The organism is Luteolibacter yonseiensis, assembly GCF_016595465.1.
In the GTDB taxonomy this organism is placed as follows: domain Bacteria; phylum Verrucomicrobiota; class Verrucomicrobiia; order Verrucomicrobiales; family Akkermansiaceae; genus Luteolibacter; species Luteolibacter yonseiensis.
Map to the genome: position 1 here is coordinate 321523 of NZ_JAENIK010000012.1, position 25021 is coordinate 346543.

At 58.9% G+C, this 25021-nt stretch carries 18 protein-coding genes; 13 read left to right on the top strand and 5 right to left on the bottom strand.

The window, feature by feature from the left end; genetic code table 11:
• Nucleotides 1-81: 81 nt before the first annotated feature.
• Both JIN84_RS17055 and JIN84_RS17060 read right to left on the bottom strand, forming a co-directional pair.
• Nucleotides 82-2169 carry a TonB-dependent receptor gene (locus tag JIN84_RS17055; RefSeq protein WP_200352277.1) on the bottom strand — a complete coding sequence of 696 codons (2088 nt, stop codon included), beginning with the start codon at nucleotides 2167-2169 and terminating at the stop codon, nucleotides 82-84.
• A gap of 420 nt (nucleotides 2170-2589) precedes the next feature.
• Nucleotides 2590-2910 (bottom strand): hypothetical protein, encoded by a 321-nt coding sequence (locus JIN84_RS17060; protein ID WP_200352278.1) that lies wholly within the window; start codon nucleotides 2908-2910, stop codon nucleotides 2590-2592.
• 102 nt (nucleotides 2911-3012) lie between these two features.
• Here JIN84_RS17060 and JIN84_RS17065 point away from each other — a divergent pair, with 102 nt between their 5' ends.
• On the top strand, nucleotides 3013-3678 hold the full coding sequence (locus tag JIN84_RS17065) for an ABC transporter ATP-binding protein (RefSeq protein WP_234043551.1): 666 nt from the start codon (nucleotides 3013-3015) through the stop codon (nucleotides 3676-3678).
• Between the two features lie 23 nt (nucleotides 3679-3701).
• On the opposite strand, the gene JIN84_RS17070 is transcribed toward JIN84_RS17065, so the two are convergent.
• Together JIN84_RS17070 and JIN84_RS17075 are read right to left on the bottom strand one after the other, a co-directional pair.
• Nucleotides 3702-4241 (bottom strand): DUF4304 domain-containing protein, encoded by a 540-nt coding sequence (locus tag JIN84_RS17070; protein ID WP_200352279.1) that lies wholly within the window; start codon nucleotides 4239-4241, stop codon nucleotides 3702-3704.
• Nucleotides 4242-4328: 87 nt separating this feature from the next.
• Nucleotides 4329-5564: a M48 family metallopeptidase gene (locus tag JIN84_RS17075; protein ID WP_200352280.1), complete on the bottom strand. Its 1236-nt coding sequence runs from the start codon at nucleotides 5562-5564 to the stop codon at nucleotides 4329-4331.
• Between JIN84_RS17075 and JIN84_RS17080 the strand changes: the two genes are divergently transcribed.
• The 11 genes from JIN84_RS17080 to JIN84_RS17130 all read left to right on the top strand — a co-directional run bounded on the left by JIN84_RS17080 (nucleotide 5563) and on the right by JIN84_RS17130 (nucleotide 19539).
• Nucleotides 5563-6228, top strand: a complete 666-nt coding sequence (locus tag JIN84_RS17080; protein ID WP_200352281.1) for a hypothetical protein — start codon at nucleotides 5563-5565, stop codon at nucleotides 6226-6228. The genes JIN84_RS17075 and JIN84_RS17080 overlap by 2 nt on opposite strands.
• A gap of 43 nt (nucleotides 6229-6271) precedes the next feature.
• Nucleotides 6272-8413, top strand: a complete 2142-nt coding sequence (locus tag JIN84_RS17085) for a peptidoglycan D,D-transpeptidase FtsI family protein (RefSeq protein WP_200352282.1) — start codon at nucleotides 6272-6274, stop codon at nucleotides 8411-8413.
• A 426-nt stretch (nucleotides 8414-8839) separates the two neighbouring features.
• Nucleotides 8840-9892, top strand: coding sequence for a GTPase ObgE (obgE, locus tag JIN84_RS17090; protein WP_200352283.1), 1053 nt, complete (start codon nucleotides 8840-8842; stop codon nucleotides 9890-9892).
• 14 nt (nucleotides 9893-9906) lie between these two features.
• Nucleotides 9907-10293, top strand: coding sequence for a gamma-glutamylcyclotransferase family protein (locus JIN84_RS17095; RefSeq protein WP_200352284.1), 387 nt, complete (start codon nucleotides 9907-9909; stop codon nucleotides 10291-10293).
• A 24-nt stretch (nucleotides 10294-10317) separates the two neighbouring features.
• On the top strand, nucleotides 10318-10698 hold the full coding sequence (locus JIN84_RS17100; protein ID WP_200352285.1) for a hypothetical protein: 381 nt from the start codon (nucleotides 10318-10320) through the stop codon (nucleotides 10696-10698).
• Between the two features lie 132 nt (nucleotides 10699-10830).
• On the top strand, nucleotides 10831-12753 hold the full coding sequence (locus JIN84_RS17105) for an O-antigen ligase family protein (RefSeq protein ID WP_200352286.1): 1923 nt from the start codon (nucleotides 10831-10833) through the stop codon (nucleotides 12751-12753).
• 504 nt (nucleotides 12754-13257) lie between these two features.
• Nucleotides 13258-14076, top strand: a complete 819-nt coding sequence (locus JIN84_RS17110) for a PEP-CTERM sorting domain-containing protein (protein ID WP_200352287.1) — start codon at nucleotides 13258-13260, stop codon at nucleotides 14074-14076.
• A 17-nt stretch (nucleotides 14077-14093) separates the two neighbouring features.
• Complete coding sequence (locus JIN84_RS17115; RefSeq protein WP_200352288.1) at nucleotides 14094-15446, top strand: hypothetical protein; 1353 nt, start codon at nucleotides 14094-14096, stop codon at nucleotides 15444-15446.
• A gap of 249 nt (nucleotides 15447-15695) precedes the next feature.
• Nucleotides 15696-16538, top strand: a complete 843-nt coding sequence (locus JIN84_RS17120; protein ID WP_200352289.1) for a polysaccharide biosynthesis/export family protein — start codon at nucleotides 15696-15698, stop codon at nucleotides 16536-16538.
• Between the two features lie 26 nt (nucleotides 16539-16564).
• Complete coding sequence (locus JIN84_RS17125; RefSeq protein WP_200352290.1) at nucleotides 16565-18724, top strand: polysaccharide biosynthesis tyrosine autokinase; 2160 nt, start codon at nucleotides 16565-16567, stop codon at nucleotides 18722-18724.
• A gap of 74 nt (nucleotides 18725-18798) precedes the next feature.
• Nucleotides 18799-19539 (top strand): sulfite exporter TauE/SafE family protein, encoded by a 741-nt coding sequence (locus JIN84_RS17130; protein ID WP_200352291.1) that lies wholly within the window; start codon nucleotides 18799-18801, stop codon nucleotides 19537-19539.
• Between the two features lie 132 nt (nucleotides 19540-19671).
• Here the strand turns inward: JIN84_RS17130 and JIN84_RS17135 are convergent, their stop codons facing one another.
• Nucleotides 19672-21981, bottom strand: coding sequence for a Tex family protein (locus JIN84_RS17135; RefSeq protein WP_200352292.1), 2310 nt, complete (start codon nucleotides 21979-21981; stop codon nucleotides 19672-19674).
• 288 nt (nucleotides 21982-22269) lie between these two features.
• On the opposite strand from JIN84_RS17135, the gene JIN84_RS17140 reads away from it, so the two are divergent.
• Complete coding sequence (locus tag JIN84_RS17140; RefSeq protein ID WP_200352293.1) at nucleotides 22270-24987, top strand: esterase-like activity of phytase family protein; 2718 nt, start codon at nucleotides 22270-22272, stop codon at nucleotides 24985-24987.
• Nucleotides 24988-25021 lie beyond the last annotated feature (34 nt).

Below are 25021 nucleotides of genomic sequence, written 5' to 3' on the forward strand. Positions count from 1 at the left end.
ACAAAGGTTGGCTGGGTTTGCAATGGGAAAGATGGACCGGGCGAATCTATGTGCCCGGTCCATCGGGCGTTTTCCCATGCTTCAGAACTCCGCGGTGATCCCCGCGACGACTCCGCGGCCCGCGATGGGGGCGATGTCCTTGAGGAAGGAGGTGCTCTGGCGGGCTTCCTCGTCGGTCAGGTTCACGCCCTTCACGTAGAAATTGGTCCGCACGTCGCCGAATTTCACGTTGTAGCCGACCCCCGCATTGACGAGGAAATAGCTGTCCGTGGGCAGTTCGTAGTCCGCGTGGCGATGTTGGGACGCGGCGTACTGGCCTTCGAGGCGCGCGGAAAACGGACCGTTTCCATAGTCAAGGGCGAGACTGGTGCGGAAAGGAGGGATGCGCGGGATGGGTTCCCCGGTATCCCGGTTCTCGGCATTCACATAGTCCGCACGCAGGATGAGGTCCAGCCGGTGGGCGGAAACGGTGGCGGGCTCCAGCACTCCGCCTTTGGCGTCCGCGACCGGCGGTGCGGTGACGGGTTCCAGCAGGTGGAAGGTCGTCTCGACCTCACCGCCCCAGAAATCCGCGGGCAGGGCCTGGTAGGCATAAATCGGCAGACCCTCGTCAGGGTCCACACCGCCGGTGGGTTGCGCGCTGACGAAGTCCGTGAAGCGGTAGTAGAAGCCGCTGACGCTGCCTGTCACGCGGCCGGAGCGTTTTCTCACGGATAGATCGAGGGAGAGGGAGTCCTCGGTGTCCAGATCGGCATCGCCCACTTCAAAAGTGCCGGTGGCGACGTGCGGACCGTCCGCGAAGAGCTCCACATAGGTCGGCGGCCGCTGGGTGTAGGCGAGGGAGAGTGCGACGGCATAGTCTTCCACCGGCTGCCAGACAATGCCGCCGGAGGTGCTGAATCCGTCGAAATCCCGGCTCAGGCCGGGGCCGAAGCTGGCGTCCGCCTTCGTTTCGCTGCTCTGGTGGTCATAGCGTGCGCCGAATTGAAAGCGGAGCTGGTCCACCGGGATTTCCTCGAAGACAAACACGGAATTCACCGAATTGTCCACCTGTGGCAGGAAGGCCTCCTCTCCGAGCGCCGAGAATTCGTTGTATTGCGATTCGAAACCAAACGCGCCTTCCAATACGCCGATCTTTTCGTGCAGCAGTTCGATCCGGCCATCATAGCCCTCGATCAGGAACTTCGTCCCCACCTCGCTGCCCTCGAACTCGGTGTGGTCATAATCCGAGTAGCCGAGCTTGAAATTGATTTCCTTGATCCATGGGGCGGGGGTGTAAACCGCGCCGCGCATGTCCCAGCGGCGCTGGCTCAGACCGATGGTGACATCCGGTTCGGCGACGGTCCCGTAGGTGGAATCCACGCCGGAATAGGAGAAACCGAGGAAACCACTGTCCCAGATGTAGGAACCGCCGAGGCCCGCGCCCTTGGAATGGGTGGCGCTGTTCGGCAGGGTGCCATGGGCCTCCTCCTCACCGGCGGGCAGGGGATCCGCCTTGCGGAGGGCGGCGGAACGGGCGTAGCCGGGGATCTCGATGTCGTCGGTTTCCCGGTTGAACCCATCCAGGTGGAAAACCAGCGGACCGCTGCCCCAGGTGATCGCGCCGGATTGGGAGAACAGATCGTCGGCGGAACCCACGCTCGTGGCGAATTTTCCGGATGGATAGGTCCCGGAAAAACGTTCCTGCGGGATGCGGTCATCAATGACATTGACGACGCCGCCGATGGTGTTCGGCCCGTAGAGCAGGGTGGCCGGCCCCCGCACGACTTCCACGGAACGGATGGTCAGCGGGTCCACCGCCACGGCATGGTCCGGGCTGACGTTGGAGACGTCCAGCACCGAGGTGCCGTTCTGCAGGATGCGCACGCGGTCGTCTCCCAGTCCACGAACGACGGGGCGGCTGGCACCCGGGCCGAAGGAGGTGGAGCTGACGCCGGGCTCGCGGTCCAGCGTTTCGCCGAGCGTCGGCTGGAGCTTGTATTGCAGGTCTTTCCCGATGAGCAGGTTGGTGGGCTGGACCTGTTGGAAAAGTGTCAGGTCCGATCGGTTCGCGGTGACGACCACCGCATCGAGCGCGACGGCTTCGGAAGTTTCCTGGGCGGTGGTGGACTGGACGGCGGCGGCCAGGAGACCGAGCCATGAGATGAGGGAACGTGAAAATGGTTTCATGAATGTGAATGAATGGCGGCGGCGCGGGAAAATGACGGCACGACAACACGCGCCGCCAAGGCATCGTGTGTGCTGTTTCTGCTGGGATCGGTTTCCGCCGGATGCGGGCCACTGGGGAAAAGGTGGGACCGGAGTGAGGCGGAAAGGGAGCTGGAGCAAGGCGCTCCGCGGCCGGGCTTCGTCGGGAATGATCTTCCGATTTGCGGGTCAACGGAGGGCTGTCCGGAGTCCAAGCTTCAGCTTGCTATTTCACAAGCCCCTGGCCGCTGTCCGAAAGACCATCTCCGCTTTTCACAACGCCGGACCGCCATTAGGAAGAGCACGCTGAAGCGCGAACTCCGGGCAGCGCCAGGGACGGATAAGTCAGTTTCTAATTTCGGGAGCGGTTAGGATGACGAAAACCGATGGTTTCCACCCAAGCTACGGCCCCCGTGGCGGTGCGTCAGCGATCACGCTGGTGAGCAGATGGCTCGGCACGATTTCCCCAGACAATGGCAGGGAGACCGGAACGTCCGGCGTCGCCGTGGAGATGGTCACCGGCACGATGTCCGGCAGGCTGCAATCGTAGCCGCCGCACTGGATGAGGGTGACCAGACAGGTGTGGTCCGGTTCGTGAGAGTGCCCGTGGCAGTGGTCATGCAGCGAGGGGTTCGCCGCCATCGCCTGCGCGACGATGAGCTGCAGCGCCACGACAACCGCCGTGAAGGCCTGGAACCATCGTAATGAGCGGAATACTGCCACGCGGGGACAATTCAAATTAAATGCAATTTTAATACAAGAGCAAATTTGTCCAGATCGCATCCCCACGCTTGCGCGGCCCCGGATGATGGCCAAAGCTGCGGCATGAACGACGTGATGATCGAAACCCGCGACCTGCACCGCAGCTACCGCATCGGACGCAAGTCCATCGAGGTGCTGCACGGGATCGACCTCCGGATCCACAAGGGCGAGAAGGTTTTCCTTTGCGGACCCAGCGGTGCGGGGAAGACCACGCTGCTCTACACCCTCGCCGGCCTGGAGCACCCGGAGCAAGGCAGCGTCCACATCGATGGCACGGACCTCTACAAACTCGGCCGCCGCGAACAGGCGCAGTTCCGCAACCAGCGCATCGGCTACATTTTCCAGAACTACCACCTCCTGCCGGAACTCACCGCGCTGGAAAACGTCGCCGTCCCCGGAGCCATCTCCGGCAAGGACAGCACCGAACTCGCGCTCAAAGCCTTGGAACGCGTCGGCCTGCGCGACCGAATGGACCACCTCCCCGCCGAACTCTCCGGCGGAGAGCAACAACGCGTCGCCATCGCCCGCGCCATCGTGAACGAGCCGAAAGTCCTCTTCGCCGACGAACCGACCGGAAACCTCGATTCAAAAAACAGCGCGGAAATCATGTCCATCCTGATGGATCTCGCGGAGGAACACCATGTCACGCTGGTGGTCGTGACGCATGACCAGGAACTGGCGAAGGTCGGGGACCGGACGCTGATCATCAAGGATGGGAATGTGAGGTAGTCCTCACGTTCGTTCGAGTGATGCTACTGTATTATTTGTATCCCTTGTTTCGTCGCGATCCGTTTCAGTTTTGGCAGAGAGTGTATATTGGAAGTCTTCAGTGCCTCGGTCAGAGCTCTCTCCGCCGAAGACGAATCCCCGGCAAGATTGAAAGCGAGCGCAGCCTTGAATGGGGACTTTTCTTCCATGAATTCTGCGGCGAGAGAATTGTAATCTGTCAGGCGATCAAACCATGGCAACGCATACTGTTCGATATAAGCAAACACCTCCTTGGTGAGTTCGGCAGGTTGGGTGCCCATGGTCACCGCCCACCAAAAGTCAGTTTGTTTTGGTAACAATCGCCCGATTCTCAAGCGGATGTCGCAGTCATATTCTTTCACGGATCCTTTGAACGGTAAGCTTTCCAAAGCAGAATGAAGTTCCGGAATTGAAATGCCCAAATTGATCGTGAACTTTGCTTCTTCGGCTGAATTCCACTGAGAAAGTTGGAGATTGATCACGTTCAACCACGTATTCCCTCGAATCCAACTACTGCCAGATTTACTGAAATTGAGCGGTTTCAAATGTGATTTGTGGAGATTGATCCCCATCTGCTTAATGAGATCTTGGGGGGACATCATTTGTTGTTCCAAATCACAATTGAATGCTAGTTACTTCCCAGCCAACGCCTCCAGCCTCCGCGCCAGCGGGGGATGTGAGTAGTCGAGCCAAACACGGAGCGGGGCGGGGGAGGGGTGGGAAAGGTGGTCGGCGGTCATTTTCTTGAGGGCTTCGCCGAGGGAGATTTTGTCGCCGGTGACCTTGGCGGCGTAGGCGTCGGCTTCGAATTCGTGCTTGCGGGACCAAGCGTTGGCGAGGACGCCGAGGAGCTTGCTGACGGGTTCCAGGAGGATGCTGAAAAGCACGAGGCCGACATGGGGGGAGATCTCCTTCACTCCGAACGCGTCGAAGAGAAGACGGGAGAATTTTCCGCCGGGATCGGTGGCGAGACCGAGCAGGAAGAAGATGACGGCCATCTGGATGATGCCGACCGCGAGGCGCTGTTTGATGTGGCCGCAGCGGAAGTGGCCGATCTCGTGGGCGAGCACTCCCAGCAGTTCCGGCTTGCTGCTCTTGTCCACCAGGGTGTCGAAAAGCGCGATTTTCTTTTGTTTTCCGAGGCCGGTGAAGAAGGCGTTGGCCTTGGTCGAGCGTTTGGAGCCGTCCATGATGAACACGCCGCTGAGGGGGAACCCGCATTTCACGCCGAGTTCTTCGATTTCCTGCTTCAACTCACCCTCCGGCATGGGGGTGAATTTGTTGAAGAGCGGCATGATGTAGGTTGGGGCCAGGTAGGTGAGGATGAGTTGAAACACCGTCACGAATGCCCATGCCCACAACCAGGCGTGCGCCACGTTTCCGAAGATCCAGAGCACCGCGGCGGCAAGAGGCAGGCCGATGATCGCACCCAGAAGCAGTCCTTTCAGGCGATCCATGATGAAAGTGGCGGGGGTCGAGCGGTTGAACCCGAATTTCTGCTCGATGACGAAGGTGTCATAGATTTCGAAAGGCAGCGAGGTGAGGCTCTGGCCGAGCATCAGCAGCGTGAGGAAAATCAGCCCGGCCACCACCGTCGAACTGGTGAAAGACCTCGCCAGTGTGTCCAGCCAGGCAAAGCCGCCCAACGTCCAGAACGCAAGCAACACCGCGAGTGAGACGGTGGATTGCAAGATGTTGAAACGCGCGTTCACCCGCAGGTAGTTGCGCGCTTGGTCGAGTTTCTCCTGATCCATCAGCCCCTCGAGCACTTTCGGAACCTCGGAAGGGAATGCCTTGAGGTTCAACAGGGTCGCGGCAAGTTCCAGCTTCCAAAGCAGGAAAAGCCCGATCATTATCAGCAGTGACATGAAATTCCAATCGCTCATCGGCGCAATCATGCACGGCTCAAGGGCGGCGACAAGTGCCGTGGTTTTCCTCGCCTGCATTCCGTGTCTCAGCGGTTGCGTGACGCTGAGCGCGAAAAAACACACCTACACGGCCAGTTCCTCCGCCGTGCGGGTGAACGGTGCGGACATCCGCATGCAGGTGAACCCCCAAGGCACGGAAGGCGGTAGTTATGCCGTGAGCGCGATGATCGTTTCCGCCGCAGTGACGACCTTCGACGGGCCTTTCAACTGGCGGTTGGAAGCGACGGGAAAAATCGGCGAACAGGAATCCATCATCGTCCACCGCATTCGGACGAGAACCTCGAAAACCAAACGGGATGAGTGGTATCCCGCGGCCCATCTCGGGAAGAGGGAGGATTTCAAGAGGGTGAAGGGCTCCACGGGGCCAACCCGGGCGGTTTATCAGATTCCCGGCCTGCTTGTCGTGAAACCGCGCGAGGATGGGGCGCTGGAAATTTCCGTGGACCTCACCGTGCGGTCCTCCGCCCGGAGCGAGCGGAAGACGGTCGTTTTCCGCATGGATCCATCACAGAAACGGCAGGACGAGTTCATTTTCGTTCCCACCGAGATCGTGAACAGCATCGGGAAATCTCCGGCGGATTGGGAGGAGGCGGGCTGGGATTGAGCGTTGCCTTGCCGCAAAATCGCCATTAGTCTCCCTGATCCCCATGGTGAAAACGAAGTCCCTTCGCCGGCTCTCCCTGATCTCGTGTCTCGCGGCATTGCCGGTCTGCGCCCAAGAACCACGTCTTTCCGAGGTCGCTGCGAATTCCGTTCCGCTGGAACCGCCCGCCACCCGCTCCGCGTCGGACGGTGCGATCATGACGCGCAAGGACGCCCGGACCATTACCTTGAAAATCCCCGCACCACGCGGGCAGATCGTGGATCGGGAAGGTGCTCCCATCGCCCAGAACCGCGTGGCTTATCAGGTCGCGCTCCAGTTCAAGCAGTTTGAGAATGCGGACCGGGACTTCGTCGTCAACTGGGCCCGGACCCGTCTGGATTCACTCCAACCGTTGGTCAAGACCGCGACAGTGAAGTCCGACGATGAAATCTACGACCACTACGTCAACCGCCGTTGGCTGCCACTGATGGTCAGCGGCCAGATCGATGACAAGGAGGCGCGGAAGATCGAGGGGAAACTCAGCGCGGGCCTCATCCTGCAACCGATCTACGTTCGTTTCTATCCGGAAGGTGAGCTGGCGTCCCACATCATCGGCTATTCGGGTGGCGTTGGAAAACTGCCCACGGGCCCCATCAATTTCAACGAACCTCTCTGGGAGGAGACGGAAGGGCGGGCCGGGCTGGAGAAACTCTACGATGCCCAGCTGACCGGTGAGCCGGGGATGAAGCGCCTGCTTTTCGACGAGAACGGTAACAAATTGCTGGAAGAACAGGTCAAGCGCCCCAGGCCCGGCGGCACGGTCGTCACCACGCTGGACCTGAAGTGGCAGAAACTCGCGGAAAAAACACTGCGGGAAGGATGCCGCCGCGGTGCCTTCGTCGTTCTCGATGTGATCACCGGCGAGGTGCTGGTGATGGCTTCCCGACCGTCGTTCAACCTAAACAATTTCATCCCGCGGATCAATGACGAGGATTTCAAGGTGCTCGAGAACGATCCGGCCCAACCGCTTTTCGGCCGTGCGTTCCAGTCCGCCTACCCGCCGGCGTCGTCCTTCAAGCCGATCGTCGCGATCGCGGCGCTGAACAACGGCACCATCAACGAGGATACCACCATTTACAGTCCGGCATCCCTCTTCATCGGACGGACGGAGATGAAAAACTGGTCCAAAACACCGGAAGGCTCGATCAATGTGAAGCGCGCGCTCGCCCGGTCCTGCAACACCTGGTTCTATCAGGTGGGCATCGATGTGGGGCCCACTCCTTTCCTGGGCCTTTCCCGCCGGCTCGGCATGGGCCAGAGGACCGGGCTTCCGCTCATCGGCGAGACTCCCGGCCTTGTGCCGGATGATGCGTGGATGCTGAAGAACGAAAAACGCCGCATCTTGGACGGCGATACAGCCAACCTCGCCATCGGCCAAGGCAGTCTTCTCGCATCGCCGCTGCAGGTCGCCCAGGCCATGGCCGGAATCGGGAATGGTGAAATCCTGCCCAAGCTCCAGCTCATCCGCCAAACGCAGGACGCCCGCGGGCGGGTGATCCAAGCATCCCTGCCCGAGCGGAAGGATTATATCGGTGCGGACTCGAAAGCCATGGAAATCGTCCGCCAGGGCATGAGCGATGTCGTCAATGGCCCCGGCGGCACCGGTCGGAGCGCCGCCCTCAGCTACACCACCCTTTGCGGGAAAACCGGGACCGCCCAATGGAAGCCTTCGCTTGACCAACGTCTGGCATGGTTCGCCGGTTTCCTCCCGGCGGACAATCCGCGTTATTCCTTCGCGGTTCTTTACGAAGGACGCCCTGGTGAGGTCGTCTCGGGCGGACGCATGGCGGCGCCGATGGTGAAGGAGTTTTTCGAAGGCATCAAGGACGACATCAAGGACATCATCGCTCCGCCGAAAAAGGCCCTGATCGTCGTGGAGGAAACCACGGAGACAGGTGAAGGCGCTTCCGCCATCGACCCGGAAAATCCTGACGCTCCGGAAGGCGTCACGTTGCCCGCACAACCTGCGACCACTCCCCTCAAGGCCCTTCCCGTGGAAGAGCCGAAAGCGGTGGAGCCGATGGATGAGCCGGAAGACCTGCTTGATGGACCGAAGGTCACGGAACTGCCGGAACAACCCTCCGCCATACGCGCGCTTCCGGTGGGGGATGACGAGGTCATCGAAGGCGGAATCGAGGAACCGTAAGAAAAGCCATACGGAATCGGGCGCGCCGGATGCTCATCGCTCACTCCGAAATGGCCCGGCGGATGACGAGTCCGCCGGGCTTTTTTCAGCAACCAATCCAACAAAAACCAGGACCATTCACAGGGCGATGTCCGGTTGAATGACCAGCACTTGTTAGGCCGGTCCCGGCAATCTAAGGTGATTTCGCATTCATTCGATTCATGAAGACGGGCGTTTTTGGATCATCCTTTGATCAAACCGGCGGACTTCGCCCAAGAGCCATCCGTCATTCCCGGACCCCGGGACCATTAAAACTCATGGAATCGATGCCGGACGAGGCATCCGAGGGGCTCGGAAGGTCCGTCCCCGTATTCCGGAGCCGGGTAAAATACGGGCCGGACACCATTCCCGTTGACCAGCGTGCCCGGTGCTGGCAAGGGTGCTCCCATGTTCATTGATCACATCCGCATTTTCGCGAAGGCCGGAGACGGCGGAAACGGCGTCGTCTCATGGCGCCGTGAGAAATTTGTCCCGCGCGGCGGGCCGGATGGTGGTGACGGCGGCATGGGTGGAGACATCGTGCTGGTCGTCGACAACTCGGTGGACAATCTCCGCGCGTATCATTATGATCCCAAGCTGGTCGCCGAAGACGGAAAAAACGGCGCGGGCGGAAGGAAAACAGGGAAAAGCGGCAAGCGCGTGATCGGCAAGGTTCCTCCCGGTACCGTGGTTTACCGCAGCAACGCGGTGACGATCCAGGAAGCCGTCGATTTCGAGCGCAGCGACGAAGGCATCGATCTGGAGCCGATCGCGGATCTGACCGAGATCGGCCAAGAGTTCCTCCTTTGCAAGGGGGGGGAACCGGGTCAGGGAAACTGGAATTTCAAGACCGCCACGAACCGGACCCCTGTCGAGCACACCTTGGGCACTCCCGGAGACCAATCCGTTTTCTACCTTGAACTCCGCCGCATCGCCGATGCGGGTCTGGTCGGTTTCCCGAATGCGGGGAAATCCACGCTTCTCGGCAAGCTTTCCCACGCCAAGCCAAAGGTCGCCTCCTACCCGTTCACCACTCTCCAGCCAGTCGTCGGTGTGGTTGAATTTCCCGGTTTCCGCCGCTGCACGGTTGCGGATATTCCCGGGCTGATCGAGGGAGCGCACGAGAATCGTGGCCTGGGTCACGAGTTCCTGCGCCACATCACGCGCTGCCGCGTCCTGCTTTTTGTCATCGACATGGCGGGCAGCGAAGGGCGTGACCCGGTTTCGGATCTGGAAATCCTCCGCCGCGAGATCAAGGAGTATGACGACGAGCTCGCGCGGTTCCCGTGGAAGATCATCGCGAACAAGATGGATCTGGAAGGTGCGGCGGAAAATCTGGAGGTTTTCCGGTCCCGGTTTCCCAAGGTGGACATCATCCCCATTTCCGCGGATGCGGAGACCGGTCTCGATGATCTGCGGCAGGTGCTCGACAACGAGATTGCCTACCGGCCGGACAAGTAACAAGATCACGCCACATGTCGGATCCGCAGCTCGTTTTCGTTTACGGCACCCTGCGCCGGGGGGGATCCAACCATTTCCGAATGGCCGGCGCGGAGTTCATCGCCTCCGGGACCATCACCGGACGCATGTACCGGATCGATTGGTATCCGGGACTGGTGCTGGATGGGGCGGGGGACGAGATCCAGGGGGAGGTTTACTCGGTTGGTCCGGAGCAACTCGCCGCCTTGGATGTTTTTGAAGGGTTGTCCGCGGGAGAAATCGAGGGGAGCGAATACCGCCGGTCCCGGACTGTTGTCATCGGGCGCGACAGCCGGCCGATCGACGCGTGGGTGTGGGAATGGTTGGGAATCACCGACGAATCCCAGCGCCTGAGGGACGGAGACTGGCTCAAGCACGAGTAAGCGCCGATGAGACACCACGGCCACATGAGTCCTGTCGAGTGGGCGAAACGGATCAATCGGTCGTGGATCGTTCATAACAATCTGAACGACCAGGCCGAGGCATGGATCAACCATCTGGCGGACACCCGGGATCCCCGGTTGGAAATTTCCTGCGAGGCCGCCCGTGCCATGTGCGACCGGCGCGAACCTCTGGATGATCCCAAGCCATGGTTCTATGCGGGCCTTTTCCATCTCGCGACACCTGATGAGGCGCATCGCTTTCTGGACCTTCACCGGGTCACCAAGGCCACGGTTTCAAGCATGGCGGACGATGAGAATGTGCGGCTCTGGATCAACCGCATCAGCCCTGAAACGAGGGAGTTGCTGGAGAGACTGCGTTTCTCCCTCAGGGAGATCGGGAACTGATGGGGGGTGGACAACGGAGTATGTTGACAATACGTGGTTTTTCATTTTGATCAGGCGATGAGCGAGTCCCGGGAAAAAAGAGGAACCAAGAGAGAGGCGGCCGGCCATTCCTCAACCCCGGTCTCGACCCCGGTGGAATCCAGTCCATACCTCTTCGGCGGGTTCTGGCTTCTGCTGTTGTTCGGGACGATCATGGTCGGAGGACCATGGGCAGGCTACCATGCAGTGCTGTTGGGTGGGGCTGCGGTATTGATGTTCCTGTTTCCTCCGGTGGTCAGCCTGCCCCGGATTTGGTGGGTGTGCGGCGGACTATTCATTCTCGGAGGAATGGCGGCGTTCCTGCCCGCCTCCTGGTTCACCTCCCCCGGGTGGCGTGGAAAATTGGAGAGCCTCGGTCTGGATTCCGGCAAGCACGTGGTGATCCAGTCACGTCATGCGGCGGAGACTCTTCTTTTGTTTGGCATCACCCTGCTGACCGGTCTGTGGCTGGCGGGTCACCGGGCCTCGGCGAAACAACTCCGGGTTCTGACCCTGTCGTTCACCTGCGGAGTGGCGGTTTATGCCATCCTGTCCAAAATCAGATACAACGGCGGAAATCCGGACGAGGTGTTTGGCTTTTTCCCGAATCGCAATCACACGGCGACCTATCTGGCCATGGGCTGTGTCTGTGGTCTCGGATGTCTCATGCAGGCCTTGCGGGACAAGCGTTATGCCGGGATGGGGGTGGCGTTGGTCGCATGCGGTGTCTGCTTTTGGGCCGTCGCGGGATGGTCGATCAGCCGCGGCGGCGTCCTGCTGGCGGTTATCGGGAGTCTGGCCTGGGTTTCCATGTTGGGGAAAAAATACATGGGGAAGCATGGGATGCGGTTGCTGGGTCTCCTCGCCCTGGCGGCGGTCGGTTTCTTTTTTATCGCGGATTCCGCTGTCAAACAACGTCTCGCACAGACGGTTGGAAAAGGCGGAACCATTTCGTTGTCAATGGATAAGCCGGATTCGGTGGAAGGCAAGGAGTCGGATCAATCGGGGTCGAAAATGGATTTTCGGATTCTCACCACACTTGATACGTTCGACCTGATCCGTGACTTCAAGTGGACCGGAGTGGGGGCTGGCCAATTCGACAAGGTTTTCCCGCAGTATCGGAAGAGAACGGCGGTGGAAAATCATGCTCAGGCACTTCATCCCGAGAGCGACTGGCTGTGGATGGCCGCGGAGACAGGAATACCGGCGACGCTCGCCTTGTCCGCACTGGTGGTGTTGGCTTCCTGGAGGGCGTTGGCAGGAGTGCTCGGAGGCAGGGATCGTTCGCTGCGGGCCGCGTGTCTTGTCGCTGCGTTGCTGGTTCCCTTGCATGGCTTTTTGGACGTCCCGGGCCATCGCATTCCTCTTGCATGGAGTTCCGCCTTCCTATTCACGCTGGCATTGCATGTTCCCGATTCCAAAAGGTTCGCTGAATCACCGATGCGCCGTTGGGGGTTCCGCGGAGCTGCGGTCGTGATCGCAGGAGTCGCCTTGTTGCTGGCGAGGGCGGAATGGTTGGGTGGTCCTCCGCCCAGCCACACCCGGGCGGCGCTTGCGAAAAAAGAAGCGGCTGAACTGCATGCCAAGGATCTTGTATTGCTAAAGGCCGCCCATTCCGCCGGACAGGACTATCAACCGGCATTCGAAGATGATCTATTGGAACGCGCGCTGCTGGTCCTTGAGGATGCCCGCAAGGTGGCTCCGATGGACCGCAAGATTCTCAACATGCAGGGAATGATCGGGTTGGGCCTTACTGAAAAAGAGGCATTCATCGATCGCTGCTTCGCTCTGGAACGGGCTCTCGACCCCAGTTGGGTGAATGCGCCGCTGATCCAGGCGGAGGCTTGGTCTGGAATCGATCCGAACCGCGCCCGGGATCCGAACCGCACCCGGGTTCTCTGGGCGGAAGCGCTCGAACGGGCCAGGAACTTGGACAAACTCCACCCGGGTACCCCGTGGTCGGAATGGCGGACACATGAAAAAATCCGTATTTTCGCGAAGGGAAAGCCAAATTTGGAAGGCTTGGTTCCTCCGTAGGCGATCACTCGTGACTGCAAATTTTTCGCGATCCGGCGGATAAAGTTCAGGTTTGTGTGGAATTTGGCTTATTTTACCACATCAGACTTTTTGGAAATGCTTACAAAATCTCCGGCGGAGGCAGCGAAACAGATGCCTGTGAATGATTTCACGGATTGATCTTGACTCGTAGTCTGTTTTGGCATGGCATTTGCTCCGCCCTGCCAGTTGTCTGTTGGCTTCGATTGATTTCGGTCCTAACAGATTTTAGTGTTGACAAACCGTTAAGAAATAACTCCAATAACAACGTTATGACTTCTCCATTCCTCAAAACAGTCGCGTTTTTCGCTGCCGTCACGTTCATTGTGGCGCTTGCCACCCCAGCCCAAGCTGGTCGTCCCAAGCCACCAAATAAGGAAGATAAGATTTCCCAAGGGACCACGGTCACCACGGAGGAAAAGCCTGCCACGAGCACGACTTGATTCCTTGGTGTTGCTTTGTTGCCAATTCAAATATCCCCTTGCTATGAAATTACTCAAATTTTCCCCACTCCTGCTTGCCTTGATCGCAAGCGCCAACGCTGCGGTGTACCGTAGTGATTTCAATACCCTTACATCTACCCCGTCCGTGGAAATCGCCGGGCAAGATGGTTGGTCCTCCACTTCTTCGACAACCTTCCTCAGTCACACTGTCGCTTGGAACAACGGTACAGGCACCACGACCGCCATCGCGATCGGTGGTACTTTGGACCTTTCTGATCAAACCACTGTCGGTTTGAATCATTCCTATGGCGAAGAGCTGGGCCGGACCACCACCAAGTTCGACTTCTCTTTCACAGACAGCACCTTCGTGGTGGGTGATCCTGATCCCGATGCGAATTATGTCGCTCTTCGTGACACGTTCGCTTATTCGGTTTACAGCGGAGCGGCCAACATCTTCTCGGTGGTGTTCACTCCCCTGGAAGTCGATCCAACTGTGAATCCAACCGCTGAGTGGTCGATGTCCTACTATGTGAACGGTGCGCTTGGAGGATCTTTCTTCCTTGAAGTTGAGGAACTCGGAACTTACTCGTTGGATCTGGCGTTCTCCAAGCACGGCTATCAGACCGCCGTGGATCTTGTTCTCAATGACGGAACCAATCTCTTCGCTCGTAATCAAACCGTGGACTTGGATCCCGTTCTGACGATCACCAGCTTTGGATTTGACTGGACCAGCACCGAAGCAGGTGGCGGTGACAACGAAATGCTGATCGATAATCTCAGCGTTGTGCCGGAGCCATCCTCCGCCTTGCTCGCAGGACTTGCCGGGCTTGCGTTCGTGTCGAGCCGCCGTCGCCGCGCTTGATCGATAATTAGGTTTACTTGAAGCCGCTTCCGGTTCATCCTGAAGCGGCTTCATTGTTACTGCGCTGGCATATTGGAAATCGTATGTCGCAGATGGTCAGGTATTTACAATTCCGGCACTACCCACTCATGAACAAGTCCAAGTTTTTCATTTCCAATAGCAAAGCGGTTGGCTCGTCGCTATTCGTTATGGCGTTGTCCCCGATGTGGACACAGGCAGAATCCTCGATCGTTTCCGGTTTTGCCGGATCTCCAGATACCATTGGCAATGGATCGGGACTGCATGATGGCTTGGGTGGAACCCTGTTGGATGGTGTGAAACTGACTGCCTCGCTGTCGGCGATGTATGATTCCAATATCGATCAACGGGCGGCTGCGCCTGGCGAATCCGAACGGGATGACTTCATTCTCGGTCTCGGTGGAAACGTGAAATACCTCTCCAAGTCGACAGACTGGACTTTTGGGGCCAATTATCGTGGATATCTCAGGCAATACGTCGAACAGACAGATTCCAGCGGTTACGACCAAAGTGCGGGAGCGGTGGTCCAGTATGAGGGTGGCAGAATCAGCGCCTCTCTGGATGCGAAGGTGAGCTACGATGAGGGAAGCAACCGCAATTACAATTCGGCGGTCGTCGAAGAGGTTGATTACGGGATTGGCTTGACCACGAGATACAAGCTGAGCTCGAAAACCACGGTGGAGGGGAAAATCAACCAGAGCTATTCGACCACCATTGGAGATGAGTTTGGTGATACGGAAGCGCTCGACTTGGGAGTTTCCGCACTATGGAGATATTCCCCACTTACCGAATGGGGCCCGGGCTTGCGATATACCTTCCGCTCGGGCAGTTCACAAGTCGACCGCAATACCATCGGACCGACCATCAAGGTGGACTACAAGCTGAGCACGAAAGTGTCCTTGGATTCGCAAATGGGAGTGGATTTCACCAGCTATGATGGCAAATCGGGTGATCCTTCCTTCGCCGCCGCCCTCGGATTGAAGTATAAGGCGTCGAAACTCTGGGATATGAGTCTGGCGATCGTTCAGGATACCGAGGCGGACCCCTCGAATGCCGGAGCTTTCACGGAAGTCACGTCCCTGCGACTCGGCTACACCCGCAAGATCCGACGTGCCGAACTGGGATTGGGCGTTTCATACTCGGCAAATCGCGCGGAGCTTCCCGACGAGGTTACAACAACATCGGAAGGAGAAGATCGCGATTACTACAGTGTGGACGGAAAGATCGGGATGCTGATCTTTGCCGAAACAACCGCGGCGGAACTGTTCCTTCGTTATTCCGAGCAATCCAGCAACCTTGCGGACACTTGGGATGCCGTTCAGGTGGGGGTAAGGCTCTCCCGTAGTTTCTGACCATTGTCTCATCAATCGGCGTTTTTTCCATGCGCGGCACAAGAATGGCTTACTCCGGAATTGTCAGCGCATGACCGGGCCGGACTTCGGCCGTTTGTGATCAACCGCGTTGGGATGTGATTCTCACGAAATCTCCCCTTTTTTAAGCTGGCAAGCCATCTTGTCTGGAAGTATCTCTCCCCCCGTTGTTATTTTCTGTTGGTGTAGAACGCATTGCATCCGATTTTTTAAAATTCACCACCCCCGATCATGATTTTCAGTTCCATCCAATTGGGTCTCACCCGCTTCATATGGTCTATTGCTTTTATAGCAGTGTCCCTGTTCCCGCTTGTCTCACATGCTGACGAAGCGACCTACACGCTACGTCCCAACGATACGATCAGGTTGGCGGTTTATGAAGAGCCCGACCTCTCGCTTCAGGTCAAGATTCTCAAGACAGGCCAGGCATCGTTTCCCTTGATTGGTTCGGTGGATGTCGGGGGCCTCACCGTGGCAGCGGCCGCTGCCAAGATCCGCGCCCTATACGCCAAGGATTATCTCGTCGACCCCAAACTCACCCTGACAGTCGACGAATATGCGACGGAATTCGTCTCGGTGATCGGAGCCGTGAAGGTGCCGGGCCAGATACCGATGCCGGTGTCGGGAAATCTCGATATTGCTTCCGCCATGGCGACAGCAGGCGGACTGACGGAAAACGCAGACCCGAACAACCTCCAGTTGCAGCGTGCGTCCGGTGGGGTGATCAGCACCTTCAGTCTGAGCTCGATCGAAGGACCCACAGGGCGGATCCGGCTTGCTTCCGGTGATCGTATCATCGTCAACCAAAGTGCCTTCGTTGGAAAAACCGTCACCGTCATGGGACAAGTGGGACGTCCCGGCCCTCTGGCCTTTCCGGTGAGCGGCCGTCTGGACCTGGTGAAGGCGATTGCCCAAGCCGGCGGCCTCACGGATCTTGCGAATCCCAAAAAGGTCACGATCAATCGCAGTGGCAAGGTGATCCTGCTGGATTTCAAAGCGATTTCGCAGCGTGGCGACCAGCCGTTCCTGTTACAGCCTGATGATGTCGTCACCGTGGCCGAGCGTATTTTCTGAACCCCCGTTTCCCATCTTATTGACTCATGCCTCCCTCACACCGTTCCCGCCGCCAATCGCTTGAAATGGATGATTTCGAAGACGACGATATGGAAGGAGGTGGCTTCGAGCGTCAGGCCGGTCAGGAAAAGCTGAAACAACTGGCGCAGGACCTCATTGGGCGATGGCATTGGATTGCTCTGGGACTCATTTTGGGCGTTCTTGGAAGCTACTATTATATTTCAAAGGCTCCCAAGATATACCAGACCCGTTCGACCCTGTTGATCAAGCAGCAGACCACCGCCGTCATATCCAGTGGTCAGGAGGATGAGATGGACCTCCGTTCCTTGGAGGCGATGAACACGGTGGCGGAACGGATCCGGAGACCGGAGCTGATGCAAAAGGTCGCCTCCCGTCCCGAGATTCTTTCCATGCCCGGATTGATTCCGAAAAAGGTGGATTGGCTTCCCGCATGGGCGTCGGGTTGGATGAAGGATGGAGCATCTGGAAACTCCCAGACCGAGACCGTTCCCACCACCGAGGCGCTTGCTGGCGCGATTTCATCGTGGACCAATATTTCAATCCGCAAGGGCACCCGGTTGTTGGATATATCCGTCACCCATCAACGCCCGCAGGTTGCCAAGGTGGTCGCTGACGCCATTGCCATGGAGTATCAGGCGGAACTCACGGGAGCCCGGAGCGACAAGGGAAGTTCCTCGATGCAGATTCTTACCGACGAGTCGGAGTCCGCACGGGTCAGGTTGCAGACCGCCCAAAACGCTCTCGCCAACTACCAGCGTGCGCTTGTCACGTTGAAGGAACTGGAAGGAAAGGAATTGAACAATGCCGAACTGGCCCGGCGCTATCTGCCCAAACATCCCCGGATGGTGGCTGCGGATGCCGAACTGAACGCGCATAAAACCCGTTTCCTCGCCGAGTTCGATTCCGCGCGCAACTCGACCGCCGATCGCGAATACTGGAACACTCACGACAAGGAGTGGCAGGACGCTGCCGGGGATGAGTCCGCGAAATTACTGACGGCCCGCAGGCTCCTGCTGGCGCGCGGCACGGTTCTCGAACGTGAAATTGAGAGCCAGAACAGCGTTTTCAACAGCGTTCTCACACGCATCCAGGAGTCGGACATCAACAGGCAGGGCGTCGAATCCGAGATGGATATCAGCAGCCTTGCCTCGTTGCCCGGTGGACCCATCTCCCCGATTCCATCGAAAATCCTGGCGCTGGGTTCGGTCGGTGGTCTTGCGATGGGCACGTTGATCGCGATGTTTTTCGTCCGTTTGGATAACAAGGTCCACACGGTTGCCCAAGTCGAGCGTGAGACGGGGCTGCCGGTGCTGGCGGCTGTTTCGGAAATCAACATCACCAAGGTTCTCGCCAGCATCAAACGCAAGCCTGACACGGCGGATGGCCATGAGGCGCGGAAGCTGTGGCATCCTCTCCTCTTGTTCCGCGACGGCCTCACCTCCACCACCTATGCTGAGATGTTCCGCGTCCTGCGTGCGTCGGTATCCTTGTTGGGTGATGAGAAAAAGAGGCGCATCAGCCTGTTCTCCAGCGCGCTTCCAGGTGAAGGCAAGACCATGGTTTCCAGCAACTTCGCCCTCGCCTCGGCGCAACAGGGAAAGCGGACATTGTTGGTCGACCTCGACCTGCGGAAGCCTGCGGTTCACAAGGTCTTCGGGCTCAAACGCGACAGCCATACCAAGGGGGTCACGGATGTGCTTTCAGGCCAGGCGAAGTTCGAGGAAGCCGTGTTCTCGGAGACGGGAGCCGAAAATCTTTACATGATGCTTGCTGGTAAAACCGCTCCAAATCCGGGCGAGTTGCTCAACAGTTCCATTTTGGAGGAGTTCCTCCAGACAGCCTTGAAATACTTCGATCTGGTGGTGCTTGATTCGGCTCCCCTGCTCGCGGTTCCGGATACCCGTATCGTCGCTCCGCTGGCGGACAACTTCTGTCTGGTGGTGCGTGGCGACTATGTTCCCAAGGCGGCGGTGCGAAGGGTGGTTTCCTTGTTGGACCACGATCATAACCTGCCCAGTGGCGTTGTTTTCAATGGTTTCTCCGAGAAGCGGCGCTTGATCGGCCAGAACTACTCCTACGGAAACTACGCAACCAGCAAGTATGGCAACGCCTACCGTTATGGCTATGGATCTTATGGATCCTACGGCAGTGACGAGAAGGAATAACGGAGAGGCGAGTTCTTCCGGTTTCCGGCAATTTTCTTGTCGGACCGGGGAAATTCGCGATGTTTCATGGGGAGATGTTGTCTGATCCTGGTGTCCTTGCGCTCGCGATGCTGGCGGCACTGTGCATCGGCCTTTCGAAGGCCGGGTTCAGCGGCATTTCGATGGTGTCGATCGTCCTGCTGGCCGACATCTACGGTTCGAAAGCATCCGTGGGTCTTACTCTGCCTCTTTTGATCGCCGCGGATCTCATGGCGTATCCCGCGTTTCTCAAACATGGATCGTGGAAGCCTGTTTGGAAACTGCTGCTTCCGTCGCTTGTAGGCATCGCGGTCGGATGGTGGCTGCTGGGAGAGATTTCCGAGGCAACCGCACGCCGTGTGATTGGAAGCTGCGTGCTGACGATGGTGTTGCTGCAGGCGTTCCGCCGCTGGCAACCGGTGGCATTCGAACGATTGGCGGAATCCGTTGGCTTCGGCACCGCAGCCGGTGTGCTGGGTGGGTTCGCAACAATGCTGGCCAATGCCGCCGGTCCGGTGATCCAGCTTTATCTGATGGCGCGGAAAACTCCGAAAATGGAGCTTATCGGCATAGGTGCGAGATTCTTCCTCCTCATCAATCTGCTCAAGGTCCCCCTGAACGCGCGATTGGCGCTGATCACTCCGGAGAGCCTGCAGGACAATCTCAAGCTCCTGCCTGCCGTGGCGGTGGGAATTCTCGGAGGGAAGTGGATCCTGCGGCACGTGCCTCAGATTGTCTTCGAATGGATGATCGTGATATTTGCCGCCATCGCCGGGATGCGCATGGTTTTCTGGTGAACATCGAGTGTCTTGGAAGCAGGCGCGCAGCCGGCCCACCGGTGACCATTTTTGAACGAACCCTCCACTGCCGTGACGGTCATCACCCCGCACCATGGCTGGCGGGGGCGATGATGAGACGCCGCTTCCAGATTACTTCTTCTTTGCCTGGCTGAGCGCTTGCGAAAACCAGTCGTTGTTCGGTGCGGAGTTCGGGCGGAAGTCAGGGTTGCGTCCTCCACCCTGGGGACGGTGTCCCCGGTTGCCGCTGTTGTTGTTCGGGCGGGCGTCGCGGTCCTCGCCAGTGCTGCGGCGGTTGTCGAGGTCCACCTTGGACTTCATGGAGAGGGCGATGCGGTTGCGCTTGAGGTCTACCTCCACGACGGTGACCTGGACCTTCTGGCCGACCTTCACGACCTCCGACGCATCGCGGATGAAGTGGTCCGCCAGTTGGGAAACGTGGACGAGGCCGTCCTGGTGGACGCCGACATCGACAAAGGCGCCGAAGGCGGTGACGTTCGTGACGATGCCGGGGAGCTTCATGCCGATCTGGAGGTCGGACGGCTTCTCGACGCCTTCGACGAAGGAGAAGAGTTCGAATTGTTTCCGCGGGTCGCGGCCCGGTTTGGCGAGTTCGGCGACGATGTCCTTGAGCGTCGGCAGGCCGACCTGGTCATCGACATATTTTTGGAGATCGATCTTCTTGCGGGCGGCCTCGTTGCCGAGCAAATCCTCGACCTTGCAGCCGGCATCGGAGGCCATTTTTTCCACGAGAGGGTAACGCTCGGGGTGGACGGCGGAAGAATCGAGCGGGTGATTGCCTCCACGGACGCGGAGGAACCCGGCGGCTTGCTCGAAGGCTTTTTCCCCGAGGCGCGGGACCTTCTTTAACTGCTCGCGGGAAGTGAAGGCCCCGTTCTCATTGCGGAAGGCGACGATGTTTTCCGCGAGCGAGGCGTTCAGGCCCGAGACGTAGGAAAGAAGCTGCTTGGAGGCGGTGTTCAGCTCCACACCAACGGAGTTCACCGCGCTGACGACGGTGTCGTCGAGGCTGGCCTTGAGCGCGCGTTGGTCGACATCGTGCTGGTATTGGCCGACGCCGATGGCTTTCGCGTCAATCTTCACCAGTTCGGCGAGCGGGTCCATGAGGCGGCGGCCGATGCTGACTGCTCCGCGCACGGTGACGTCTTCGTTCGGGAATTCCTCCCGGGCGACGTCCGAGGCGGAGTAGATCGAGGCACCGCTCTCATTCACCATCACGACGGGGATGGAGGAGGGGAGCTTGAGTTTCTTGATGAAGGCTTCTGTTTCGCGGGAGGCCGTGCCGTTGCCGATGGCGATCGCCTCGATGTCGTGCTTCTTGATGAGCGTGGTGACCTCGACGGCGGCATCGTAGAGCTGGGTGTTCGATCCTGCGGTGGCGTGGAGCACGGTGTGGTGGAGGAGCTTGCCGGAGCGGTCCAGCACGACGGTCTTGCAGCCGGTTCTGAAGCCGGGGTCGATGGCGAGCAGACGTTTTTCTCCCAGTGGCGAGGCAAGGAGGAGCTCGCGGAAGTTGTCAGCGAAGACGCTGATGGCGGTCTCGTCGGCGCGTTTTTTCGCAAGGAGACGGGCCTCGGTTTCCATGGAGGGCATGAGCAGGCGCTTGCACCCGTCCTCCACGGCTTGGGCGACGTGCTTGCCGGCCGGGCCGGTGGATTTCACCCAATCCGGCAGGGCTGTGCCGGTGACGCGGTCAAGCGGGACCTCCACGCGCATGAGCAGGAAACCTTCCTTTTCGCCCCGGCGGATGGCGAGCATGCGGTGGGACGGAATGGAGTGGAACGGCTCGCTCCACTCGAAGTAGTCGCGGAACTTCTGCGCGTCCGCCTCCTCGTCCTTTCCATACATGATCTTGGAGGAAACGGTGGCGTCTTCTTCGTAGATCTTCCGGACGCGGCCACGCAGCGGGGCGTCATCCGCCACACGCTCGGCGATGATGTCGCGGGCACCGGCAAGGGCTTCCACGATGGTCGGCACTTCCATTTCCGGGTTGAGGAACTTGGCAGCCTCCTCCTCGGGATCGGCGGACTGGTTTTCGAAAATGAAATCGGCGAGCGGGGTGAGACCGCGTTCGATGGCCTTGGTAGCGCGGGTCTGGCGCTTGGGGCGGTAGGGGGCGAAGATGTCCTCCACGGCGTTCACCGTGAGCGCGGCTTCCAGCTTTTTCTTCAGCTCGGGTGTGAGCAGTGACCGTTCCTCAAGGGATTTCAGCACTGCGGTGCGGCGGGAATCAAGCTCGGCGAGCTGAAGCATGCGGTCCCGGATGGTGGTGATCTGGACCTCGTCGAGCGATCCGGTCTGCTCCTTCCGGTAGCGGGAAATGAAAGGAACGGTGCCTCCCTCGGCGATGAGCTTGGAGGTGGCGGTGACGGAGGAAAGAGAGATTCCGGTTTCCCGGGCGATTACTTCGAGGTGAGTCATGCGAGCGGCTGGTGTAATTCAGTCGGGCGGGGTGGGCAAGGATTTGGAAGTGGGAAAATTCCGGGGAAACGCCCGTGTTCTCAGTCTCAATGAGATTGATCTGGCGGGGAGCATGGCGCCAGCTTCGAGATCATCCTGAAGGCGTCCGAGGAGGATTTTGGGAAGCTGCTGGTCAGGAATCCCGAATGATTTCCAGAAATCGCCGTTTTCTGATGTCTGGTACAGACGGTGCGCGGAACAATAAGGGATTGTGTCCATGCTTTTTCGAGGTCAGCTTCGGGTTCCCCCGTGTTTAAAACCCGTTTCGTCCTTATCGCCGTATCGGCGGTGTTTGTTTCGCAAATGCCGCTGCGCGGACAGTTGTTGGTCACGGAGATCCAGTCGCAGCAGTCGTCGACGGCGACTGCATCAGGGGCGAACGACTACTGGGAGCTGACCAATTTCGGCGGTTCGACGATTTCCCTGGCGAATTATCGATGGACGGACGAAGCCCGGAGTTTTTCCGCTGCGGTGCCCGTTCCAGCGGGAACGCTTATCTCACCCGGCGAGTCGGTCATCTTCACCCGTGCCACCGCCGCGGCCTTCCGCAACTGGTGGGGGCTGGGATCGAACGTACAGATTTTCGGAACGACCGGCGCTCCCGGACTGGGACCGGGTGACGCCATCACCTTGTTCAACGCATCCGGTGTGGAAATCTTCAATTTCAGGTATTCGGCTGCTGGATTCACGAGGTCCAACGGTTCGCTGGCTGGCGGTGGTCATGCCGGGCCATCGGCTGGAGGGGGGGACGATACGCAGGCGCTGATCTGGGACCCGACATATGGCACCGCCAGTCCTCGTTACACTTTCGCGACGGGGGTGAATTTCAGCACGTTCAAGGCGGCGATCGGGGATGACCTGGGATCGCCGGGGTTGATCGGTTCGGCGGGATCTCCGCCCGTGGTGGACTTCACCGTGGATCAAACCAGCGTGCGCTTCGGTGAAACGGTGACTTTCACGGCGACTGTCGGAAATGCGACGGGCGATGTTTCCTACCAATGGGATTTCGGGGACGGTTATGGAGACGGCGGCTCGGGAGCGGTGGTCACACACCGATATGCCCGGGGCGGAAATCATACGGTCAGCGTCACCGCGACGGCGGAGAATGGCAGCGATTCAAAGGTGAAAACCTTATCCATCACCATTGGCGCGTTCGGCCAGGATGGTGATGAGGACGGTCTGGCGGATGGCCTGGAATATTACTTCGCCACCAATCCGGAAAGTGGTGAGAATACCCGTAACCTGCCACGTCTGGTGAGGAGCTCCACCGGCATGAGACTCAGGCATTCCACACGTGCCGGCATTTCGGAGGTCGCCGGAGTTTTCGAAACATCCGGTGATCTCGTGAATTGGGAAACCGCCGTTCCGGGCTTGGATCTTGATTTCACCAGCGCATCGTCCGATAGTGAAACAACCAGCATCATCCACACCCTTTCCGGCACCGCGCCATCGCCTGCCGGCCAATCCGCCGACCATCTCACGCCAAATCTGCAGGATACCGCGGGAGCCGCGCTTGGTGGAATAAGGGTGGAGAATCTGGGGATGGTCGGCGTGGGAAGGATCTCCGCCGCCACGCTGGATCAATTCGGAGAGACGCTGGGAGGATCGTCCGGACTCTGCATCACGGGCTGGAGCTACGACAGTGGACAGGGAAAATTTTCGGGGGTTCTGAACATGCTTCCGGACCGGGGTTTCAATGTCGGCAGCACATTCTCCAATTACGCCGCGCGGGTCCACAAGCTGGCATTCACCTTTGCCCCGTATTATGGCGCCGGTCCTGTGGCCCTGCGACAGGTGGTGCCTGTTTATAAAGGTTCCACGAAATTCACCTACCAGGATGGTGCCGTGACGAAATTCACCACGGGGCTGAATCCGACCGGAGTGGGTACCTTGTTCGGTCAGGCGGTGGGGACGGTTACGACGGCGAACGGGCCGGGCGGAAACCAGCTCAGCCTGCTGAGTTTCGATGCCGAGGCATTGCAACTGCTGCCGGATGGTTCCGGTTTCGTCTCGGACGAATACGGAGCCTGCATCGCGAGATTCGACTCCACCCGGAAGATCACCGGCATCACCCGACTGCCGGAGGCTGCACGTCCGCACCGGCCGGCCGGCACGCTGAATTTCGATTCTGAAAACACCCCCACCACCGGTCGCCGTGAAAACCAGGGGATCGAGGGCATCGCCGTCACTCCGGATGGCACGCGCCTCTTCGCGCTGCTCCAGAGCGGACTCGTGCAGGACATCCATGCGGACGCCCAGACCCGCAACAATACCCGGCTTTTTGTTTACGACATCAGCGGCATGTTGGTGGATGCTCCCCAGTTGATCGGCGAGTATGTGGTGAAGCTTCCCCGCTACGATTCCAACGGAAACGGCTCTGGTATCAACCGCACGGCGAACCAATCCGAGATCGTGGCAATAGGACCCGCGCAATTCCTCATGCTGCCGCAGGATGGGAATGGCCTCGGAAGCGATTCCACGGATCCCGGAGTCTACAAGTCCGTGCAACTTGTCGATTTCGGCTCGGCGACCAATATTCTCGGGCAGTATGACACCGAAGGCGCGGCGGTCAGTCCCGGTGGAGTGTTGCGTGCGGGAATCAGGGCCGCGGCGTCGAAGGACGTGGTGAATATCCTCAATCCGGCGGATCACGCGAAATTCGGCATCAACACGACGAACTCCGCGCCGGATCTGTTCACCCTTCAGGAAAAATTGGAAGGCATGTCGCTTGTCCCGGATCTGTCCACGTCCCGGACGGACGATTACTTCCTCTTCGTGGCGAATGACAATGACTTCCAAAGCCCCTCGGTGAGGATGCTCTCCACCACCGGGGTGATCCAGAATTTCGGGGACGGACGAAAAAACGTGGGAAACGGGAGAGTCACCAATGACGCGACATTCTACGTTTACCGCCTGCTCATCGCAGCTCCCGAAAACCGGTTTTTCCGGATGAAGGTGACGAATTGACGTGATGGTGGAATCCTTCGTGCGAAAATAAAAA

Bases quoted from the DNA above. Each gene is read 5' to 3' on its own strand.
- JIN84_RS17085 (WP_200352282.1), top strand. From the start codon at position 6,272: ATGGTGAAAACGAAGTCCCTTCGCCGGCTCTCCCTGATCTCGTGTCTC.
- JIN84_RS17100 (WP_200352285.1), top strand. From the start codon at position 10,318: ATGAGTCCTGTCGAGTGGGCGAAACGGATCAATCGGTCGTGGATCGTT.
- JIN84_RS17110 (WP_200352287.1), top strand. From the start codon at position 13,258: ATGAAATTACTCAAATTTTCCCCACTCCTGCTTGCCTTGATCGCAAGC.
- JIN84_RS17080 (WP_200352281.1), top strand. From the start codon at position 5,563: ATGAAATTCCAATCGCTCATCGGCGCAATCATGCACGGCTCAAGGGCG.
- JIN84_RS17125 (WP_200352290.1), top strand. From the start codon at position 16,565: ATGCCTCCCTCACACCGTTCCCGCCGCCAATCGCTTGAAATGGATGAT.
- JIN84_RS17130 (WP_200352291.1), top strand. From the start codon at position 18,799: ATGTTGTCTGATCCTGGTGTCCTTGCGCTCGCGATGCTGGCGGCACTG.
- JIN84_RS17055 (WP_200352277.1), bottom strand. From the start codon at position 2,169: ATGAAACCATTTTCACGTTCCCTCATCTCATGGCTCGGTCTCCTGGCC.
- JIN84_RS17095 (WP_200352284.1), top strand. From the start codon at position 9,907: ATGTCGGATCCGCAGCTCGTTTTCGTTTACGGCACCCTGCGCCGGGGG.
- JIN84_RS17065 (WP_234043551.1), top strand. From the start codon at position 3,013: ATGAACGACGTGATGATCGAAACCCGCGACCTGCACCGCAGCTACCGC.
- obgE (WP_200352283.1), top strand. From the start codon at position 8,840: ATGTTCATTGATCACATCCGCATTTTCGCGAAGGCCGGAGACGGCGGA.
- JIN84_RS17120 (WP_200352289.1), top strand. From the start codon at position 15,696: ATGATTTTCAGTTCCATCCAATTGGGTCTCACCCGCTTCATATGGTCT.
- JIN84_RS17135 (WP_200352292.1), bottom strand. From the start codon at position 21,981: ATGACTCACCTCGAAGTAATCGCCCGGGAAACCGGAATCTCTCTTTCC.
- JIN84_RS17075 (WP_200352280.1), bottom strand. From the start codon at position 5,564: ATGTCACTGCTGATAATGATCGGGCTTTTCCTGCTTTGGAAGCTGGAA.